Origin of the sequence: Rhizocola hellebori, assembly GCF_016862955.1 — a bacterium.
GTDB classification, from domain to species: domain Bacteria; phylum Actinomycetota; class Actinomycetes; order Mycobacteriales; family Micromonosporaceae; genus Rhizocola; species Rhizocola hellebori.
In genome coordinates this window covers 36,979-43,924 of the sequence record NZ_BONY01000079.1, presented here as the reverse complement: position 1 = coordinate 43,924, position 6,946 = coordinate 36,979, and the positions used below count along the sequence as shown (strand labels likewise).

At 67.1% G+C, this 6,946-nt stretch carries 7 protein-coding genes; 3 read left to right on the top strand and 4 right to left on the bottom strand.

Translation table 11 applies throughout. The features are described 5' to 3' along the window. Nucleotides 1-126: 126 nt before the first annotated feature. Nucleotides 127-642, top strand: coding sequence for a hypothetical protein (locus Rhe02_RS39645; protein ID WP_203913647.1), 516 nt, complete (start codon nucleotides 127-129; stop codon nucleotides 640-642). Here Rhe02_RS39645 and Rhe02_RS39640 read toward each other — a convergent pair. From Rhe02_RS39640 to Rhe02_RS39630, 3 genes are all read right to left on the bottom strand, one after another. After that, nucleotides 639-1,412 carry an alpha/beta fold hydrolase gene (locus tag Rhe02_RS39640; RefSeq protein WP_239124346.1) on the bottom strand — a complete coding sequence of 258 codons (774 nt, stop codon included), beginning with the start codon at nucleotides 1,410-1,412 and terminating at the stop codon, nucleotides 639-641. The two genes, Rhe02_RS39645 and Rhe02_RS39640, sit on opposite strands and share 4 nt — an antisense overlap. A gap of 84 nt (nucleotides 1,413-1,496) precedes the next feature. Then, complete coding sequence (locus Rhe02_RS39635; protein WP_203913646.1) at nucleotides 1,497-2,690, bottom strand: CgnE/CgnB domain-containing protein; 1,194 nt, start codon at nucleotides 2,688-2,690, stop codon at nucleotides 1,497-1,499. A 9-nt stretch (nucleotides 2,691-2,699) separates the two neighbouring features. Then, nucleotides 2,700-2,849 carry a hypothetical protein gene (locus Rhe02_RS39630; RefSeq protein WP_203913645.1) on the bottom strand — a complete coding sequence of 50 codons (150 nt, stop codon included), beginning with the start codon at nucleotides 2,847-2,849 and terminating at the stop codon, nucleotides 2,700-2,702. 65 nt (nucleotides 2,850-2,914) lie between these two features. On the opposite strand from Rhe02_RS39630, the gene Rhe02_RS39625 reads away from it, so the two are divergent. Beyond that, nucleotides 2,915-4,186, top strand: coding sequence for a glutamate-cysteine ligase family protein (locus Rhe02_RS39625; protein ID WP_203913644.1), 1,272 nt, complete (start codon nucleotides 2,915-2,917; stop codon nucleotides 4,184-4,186). A gap of 2 nt (nucleotides 4,187-4,188) precedes the next feature. Here Rhe02_RS39625 and Rhe02_RS39620 read toward each other — a convergent pair whose 3' ends face one another. Beyond that, nucleotides 4,189-5,013 (bottom strand): hypothetical protein, encoded by an 825-nt coding sequence (locus Rhe02_RS39620; RefSeq protein WP_203913643.1) that lies wholly within the window; start codon nucleotides 5,011-5,013, stop codon nucleotides 4,189-4,191. A 261-nt stretch (nucleotides 5,014-5,274) separates the two neighbouring features. On the opposite strand from Rhe02_RS39620, the gene Rhe02_RS39615 reads away from it, so the two are divergent. Continuing rightward, nucleotides 5,275-6,924, top strand: a complete 1,650-nt coding sequence (locus Rhe02_RS39615) for a pectate lyase family protein (protein ID WP_203913642.1) — start codon at nucleotides 5,275-5,277, stop codon at nucleotides 6,922-6,924. Nucleotides 6,925-6,946 lie beyond the last annotated feature (22 nt).

The window sequence follows — 6,946 nt, the reverse complement described above, 5'->3', positions numbered from 1 at the left end:
CGGTCGGTGGCCCGTCGGTCGGTGGCCCGTCGGTCGGTGGCCCGTCGGTCCGTGCCGTGGCCACGTCGAGTTCCGCGCAACCTGGAGTCAGCGCGACCAACGGCCGCTGCCCTACGATTGGCGCCCATGGGATGGCGACTGTATATGGCGCTGGCGGTGTTGCTCCTTCTCGCCGCCGACATGCGCCCGCACCCTGTCAAACAAGAATCTGATCATGGTGGAGTGCAGCGGGCAGTCATCATTGCTTACCTGACGGAACATGGCCGCGCCTGCGGTGTGCCGTCGGCTGTGGCCATGTCGGAGCCGCAGGACGCCTACCTGGAACGCAACCGGGTGGCTGCGGCCGCCTTCGGCGTGCGCCCGCGGCTCGACGTGCAGGACACGATCCTGCACCATTCCTGCGTCCGCACGGTTATGGACAGCCTCGACGCCTACCGGCGGCAGGGCGGCGTGTCGCTTGGAACTGTTCGCGTGCTGCTCGAGTGGCTGGGGCTGTGGCGAGTGCAGGTTGTCGCGGCCGCGGACGGCATCCGGTTCGGCGGCTCCACCGGCGATACCTGTGTCGCGGGGGTATACATGCCAACGAAGACCGTCGTCGCCGTGATCGCTGAGCTGCCAACAAGCGGTGGGTGTCTGACCTAGCGGGCGATCTCGGATGCGAACCCGTGCGGGTTGTCGAGCATGATGTTGTGGCCGGCGTCGGGGACGGTCACGACCAGCACTCCCGCCGCCTCCAGCTCCTGCTTTCCCGCCAGCGGCGTGGAGAGCGCGCCGACCAGGAACGTCCGGGGGATGGGCAGTGCCATCAGCAGTTGCCGAACGGCCGGTCGGGTTCCCGCGCGCAGGCCGAACGCGCTGCGGTGCAGCGCTATGGGATCGGCTAGCCGCATGGTCGCGGCCCACTGCGGCCCGACCTGGTCGAGGATCTGGGTCATCCCGCCCGCAGCGAATTCGGCCTCGGTGAAGGTGGTCACGCCGACGTTGCCGGGCGGCGGTGGGGGGACAGGATCGAGCGGGGCCTCCGCCACGATCAGCCGGGAGACGAGGTCCGGCCGGCGGCTGGCCAGCACGATCATGACCGCGCCGCCCATGCTGTGACCGATCGCCTCCACGCCGCTGACACCGGCGCTGTCCAGGGCCTGCGCCACCGCATCGGCGTGGTCTTCAAGCCGGTAGCCGAAATCCGCAGGGCGGTCACTGAGCCCGAAACCCAGCAGGTCCATCATCAGCGTGCGCCTGCCCGCCGCGGGCGGCAGGCTCATCGCGTGGGTGAAGTAAGCGGCCGCCTGCGAACCGATCCCGTGAACGCAGACCCGGACCGGTTCGGTGCCGTCGATCTCCACCCATCGGATGCGTGCCCCGCCAGGGCCGGCCAGCGCGTCCCGCATTGCTTCCCCGCTCCTGCTCGACAACGGCCAAAGCCTACGGGCACGGCCCGATCGGCGGCGCGGCCACGGTTTGCGAAGCGATCTTCGACACACCCGAGCCAAAAGCAACTAGCGCAAGCCAAGAGAGCGGAAGACGTCGATCGGCCCGGCGCCGGTGTGGGCGCGCAACTCCACGCTGCTGCAGGTGAGATCGATGTGAAAGGGGGTGTGGCCGCCCAGGCCTAGTCCGAAGTGGACACCCGGCCAGCGTTCGTTGGGGAAGAAGTTCTCCGGCTCCAGCGTGACACAGGCCGTGTTCGTGCCGAAACCGATCTCGTGCACCTTGCGGTAGCGCTCATCGGAAGCGAAGAGGGTCTCCAGCGCACGGGTGAAGTCGTTGCCCAGCGCGGAAGAAGGCGCGCGGACCGAGGTGATGAGCCCGTCTTCGACCCGTACGATCGCCGGATGGCGGCGCATCGGCGCGAACGCTTGGTAGGCCTGGGTGGTCTCCTCGACGCTGACCAGCCGGCTGCCGCGATGCACGATGGGCGCGCCGTAGAACACCAGCTCGCCGTTGAGCTTGAACGGATTGCCCATCGAGAAGCGGCCGGAGGCGTCGGTGAGCGCGGAAAGCTCGCCCGTCGGCAGGACCGTCTGCTGGCCGCGGCTGAGCCCACCGTTGAGGGAGAACCAGTGCAGGGCTCGCTGATGCTCGAAGACTGCGCTCGTCCCGAAGGCAGGCGTGTGGAACTCCAGTTTTCTTGCCTGGTCGAGGATTTTCAGCAAGGCTGACTCGCGGCGCAGCTCGCCGCGATAGTCGGCCGCGCGCAGTACACGAAGATAATTCTCCAGCCGTGAAGCCGTGAAACCGGTGGAGAAGAAGGAGATCGCGGCCATCCGTGCGTTGACGAGCTGTTCGTCGAGGAAGTGCTCGAACTCATCGTCGGCTATCCACAGCACGGCCACGCCACGACCCGAACGATGATGCTCGGCAAGGGCGTCGACCAACGCGGCGCGCGATTGGGGGCCGTGCCAAGCCAGCTCCTCGATCGTCACGCCGGTGGAGTTGCTCAGGCTGAGCGATTCGCGGATGGCGGGGGAGGCCACCAGGAGGAAGACGTCTTCGAGGGTGCCGCCGTAGAGCTCGGTGAGGTCCGCGGGGTCGAAGCGCACGGGCGCCTGCGCGGGGCGCGGCGTTGGCACGCGGACCTCGGCGAACAGCCCGGAGGGGCAGGACACGTCCGCCCGGTCGCAACCGTCGTCGAGCTCGCGTGCCTGCCTGACCGAACACGGGCAGTTCCCGCGGCTAACGTCAAGATTCACCCTTGGTGCTCAGCCCTCGAGCCGGTCGTATGCGCCATATCGCGTGATCCGCTCGCTGATCGGCGAACGCTCTTGCTCCTGTTCGCCCGGCTCCACACCGGAAGGCCCAGCGTCGATATCGGACGCCGCCTCGACGGCCTCCGTCTGTGCCAGTGGCATAAGCTCACCCTTTCCGTTTCAGCGGTTACGGTTGGCCAGTATATGCAGCACGTAATGTGGTTCGGGTGAAGCTCAATAAGATCTTCTGCGGGTCGCCCGGCCCCGGGCGGATCGGCACAGAGGTCGAGCTGGCGCCGTTGGATCCGGTCACCGGACAGGTGATTGGGTATGGCGGCGCGCGCGGGCTGGCCGCGTTTCTGACCTTGTGCGCGGGCGAATTCGACGCCAAACCGTTGGTCGAGCGTGACTCGATGGTCGGGCTGGCGCTGCCCGACGGCTCGAAGATCAGCTTGGAGAACGGGGGAGCGGTGGAGTTCTCCTCGCCGCCGATGCCGCGCCTTTCCGAGCTGACCTCCCTGCTGGGCGACGCGCTCAAGAGGCTCGCCGCGATCGCCGATGAGCTGGGCTTCGCTCTCGTCCCCGGTGCCAACCTGCCTTTCACCAAAATCCAGGACATTTTCTGGGTACCAAACGCGCGCGGCCAGATCCTGCGCGAACACTTCGCCCACCAAGGCCCGCAAAGCGCCTACGGCCCCGAGGTGATGGCGTTGACCACCTCGACCCAGGCGACATTCGACTACGACAGCCCGGATGACTTGATGGACAAGGTTCGTGCGCTGTCGGCGGTGTCGACGATCGCCGCGGCGCTGTTCGTCAACTCCCCGCTGGCTGGGGGCAAGCCCACCGGTTACCTGTCCGAGCGCATGCGCTACTGGGCGGCCATCGACCCTGAGCGCACCGGCCCGCTGCCGGCCGGCCTCGACCCGCACAGCACCCTCGACGACCTCATCGCCTGGGCGGTAAAGGTGCCGATGCTGTACAGCAAATCCCCCGACGGCCACGCCCAAAGCGTGCACCGGCCGTTCTCCGAACTCGCCGGCCAGGCGTCGGAGGAGGACTGGTTCGCCCACCTCTCCCAGATCTGGACCGATGTGCGGGTGCGGCAGACCATCGAGGCGCGTTCCCTGGACGGGCCGCCGGCCGGCGCGATCGCTGCCGTGCCCGCCTTCTGGACAGGGCTGGTCTACAGCACGCAAGCCCGGCTGGCCGCCCGCGAGCTGGCCGGCCCGGCCACCATCGCCGACCACCGGGCGGCGTGGAAAGACATCGCCCGCCGTGGCCTGGAAGCGCATTGGCTCGGCCACCCGATCCGGCCCATCGCCACCGAGCTGCTGACGATCGCCGAAACGGGCCTGCGCGAGGTGGAGCCCGACGCGCTGCCGTTGCTGGAGCCGCTGCGCGAAATCCTCCAAAGTGGACAGACTTTCGCCGAACGCACCCTGGCCCACTGGCACGGCGACCCAGCGAGCTACATCGCCACCGCCCGCCTGCACTAGCGCTATTCGCTCCAGAACCAGCGCAGCCGGTAATGGTGGTAGAGCTTGGGTTCGTCGATGGTCCACACCACCCTGCCGTCGTCGGCGATCGGCAGCACCTCTACCGGTTGCAGGGGCAGCACCGACTCCGTGGCCCGCATCACCTCGCCCTCGGCGTGGCCGTCTCTGCAGGTACCAGGCGGAAGAAGAAGGTCGAAGATGAGCTGATGGGTTGGCTCGTCGGTGGACGTGGAGACGAACGGGCGGGACTTGGCCCAATGGTCGACAGGCGGCCAGATCACCTCGAATTCGTATTCCTCCCCGCGGCGCAGGGCCCGGTTGAACTCGACCCGGTAGTAGCGGAACACGCCGACCTTGTCATAGGCCGTGATGCCGTTGACGCCATGTCCTTTGACCAGCGGCATGACCTGTTCGGGACCGGTCCACAGGAACCGGTCGAGGTAGCCGCTCTGCCCGTCGCGCAGGGCGAGAACCCGGATGGTCCTTGAGTAGTGCAGCTCTCCGTCGCGCAGGTGGTAGGTGATCTTCCGGGAGAGGACTTCGTAGGGGAACTCGATGTCCGGGTACAGGTAGTTGTAGATCGGCGGCACGTCGGTGACCCGCCGCAGCATCAGCAGCGACACCACCGCCAGCGCGGCGAGCACCGACAGCGTGAGCACCGCCGCCGCTATCCCGACCGCTTTGAGCTCCTCCCAGAACAGACCCAGGAGCGCACCTAGCAGCAGCGTGAGTAATTCCGGCAGGATCCGCCGTAGCCGATCGGTGGTAGCGCGCCGGCGCACCCTTGCGCCGCTCGCCCCGGAGGCGTTGCCCTGACGCGGGGCCATGGTGCTCCTACTGTGATGGGCGATGCGGATAGTCCTCATTGGATAACAGAATGTGAAGCGATATTCAAGACGGCTTGCGCGGCACGGTAGAGTACCCAGCGAGGCGCGGCCGTTGGTGTGCGATGGCCGCGCCTCGCTATGCAACAAACCTGCAAACGTCAGACCTTGCGTGGAGGAAAGCGCTTTCCATAGGCTTGGGACGACTCGGGTCAAGGCGCATGTTTCGATCTCTTTCCACGCCCAGGAGAGGCGGAATTTCGCATGTCCAAAATCAAACTGGCGGTCTCGGCCGCCGCCGGCCTGGTGACGGCCACCGTCCTGGTGGTCACCACGGCCAGTGCGGCCACCCTGTTCAGCGATGATTTCAACGACGGCAACAGCTCCGGCTGGACGACCTCCGGCGGAACCTGGTCGGTGGTGACCGATGGCTCCGGCGTGCTGCGGCAAAGCGGCACGAGCAGCGATGCGCGGGCGCGAGCAGGCTCGACCTCGTGGGCCGACTACACGGTAACCGCGCGCGTCAAGCCCACAGCGGTCAACGGCACCAACCGCTTCGCCGCATTGCTGGCCCGGGTCCAGTCGAACACGAGCTATTACTATCTCGCGTTGCGCAGCAACAACACGGTCGAGCTGAAGAAGCTGGTCGGCGGCTCGTCCACCACGCTGGCCACCGGCCCGGCCACGTTCACGCTGAACGCTTGGCACACCTTGTCTTTGGAGGTCGCCGGCAGCACGATCCGCGGTTCGGTCAACGGCGGCGCGGCGTTGCAGGCCACCGACAGCCAGTTCGCCACCGGCCAGATCGGGGTGGCCACCTTCAACACAGCGGCCAGCTTCGATGACGTGGTGGTCAGCTCCTCCACCGCGCCCTCTCCCTCCGCCTCTGCCTCGACGTCGCCGAGTACGTCGCCGAGTACGTCGCCGTCAGCGTCACCTTCACCTTCGCCGTCGCCGTCGATCTCCCCGAGCCCGTCGATTCCGCCGCTTCCCGGTGCGCCGGACGGGTTCGCCACCGTCGCGGGCCAGGGGACCGGCACCACGACCGGAGGTGCTGGCGGGCCAACGGTCACCGTCTCCACCACCGAGGCGTTCCTTGACTACATTGCCCGGCCCGGGCCCTACATCATCCGCGTCTCCGGAACCATCACGCTGCCCACCGGCTCGACCGACGGCATGCACAGCGTCTCCTCCGACAAGACCATCATCGGGGTGGGCGCCACCGCGCGCCTGGTCGGCGGCGGCCTGAACATCGGCATCCCGGTCAGCGACGCGATCACCTCGCCCCCGGCCAACGCCGTGCACAACATCATCATCCGGAACCTGACCATCACCGGCGCCACCGACGACCTGATCAACGTGCAGATGTTCTCGCACCACGTCTGGATCGACCACAACGATCTGTCCGACGGCGGGGACGGCGCGGTGGACATCAAGCGCGGCTCAGACCTGATCACGGTGTCGTGGAACAGATTCCACGACCACGACAAGACCACTCTGGTCGGCCACGACGACGAGAACGCCGCCCAGGACGTGGGACGCCTGCGCGTCACCTACCACCACAACTTCTTCGACCGCTCCGACCAGCGCAACCCGCGGGTGCGGTTCTCGCCGCTGGTGCACGTCTACAACAACTACTACTTCGACAACTCCTACGGCATCGCCTCCACCAACGAGTCCGGGCTGTTCGTCGAGGGCAACTACTTCTTCAGCGTCAACAACCCGGGCCGGGTCGAGTTCAGCGGGCCGCTGGGGCGGATGGTGGAACGCAACAACATCCTGGTCGAGTGCAACCATCCGATCGAGGTGCGGGGGACGGTCGCCGACCCGGCCACCTTCTACCGCTACACCGCGGATCCACCGGAGATCGTGCCGAGCCTTATCCCGGCCGGAGCGGGGGTGGGCAAGATCTGAGCGATACCGCTATCTTTTCCGC

What these genes read in the sequence shown, in the direction of transcription:
- Rhe02_RS39645 (WP_203913647.1), top strand. Translation starts at nt 127, where the DNA reads ATGGGATGGCGACTGTATATGGCGCTGGCGGTGTTGCTCCTTCTCGCC.
- Rhe02_RS39630 (WP_203913645.1), bottom strand. Translation starts at nt 2,849, where the DNA reads ATGCCACTGGCACAGACGGAGGCCGTCGAGGCGGCGTCCGATATCGAC.
- Rhe02_RS39620 (WP_203913643.1), bottom strand. Translation starts at nt 5,013, where the DNA reads ATGGCCCCGCGTCAGGGCAACGCCTCCGGGGCGAGCGGCGCAAGGGTG.
- Rhe02_RS39615 (WP_203913642.1), top strand. Translation starts at nt 5,275, where the DNA reads ATGTCCAAAATCAAACTGGCGGTCTCGGCCGCCGCCGGCCTGGTGACG.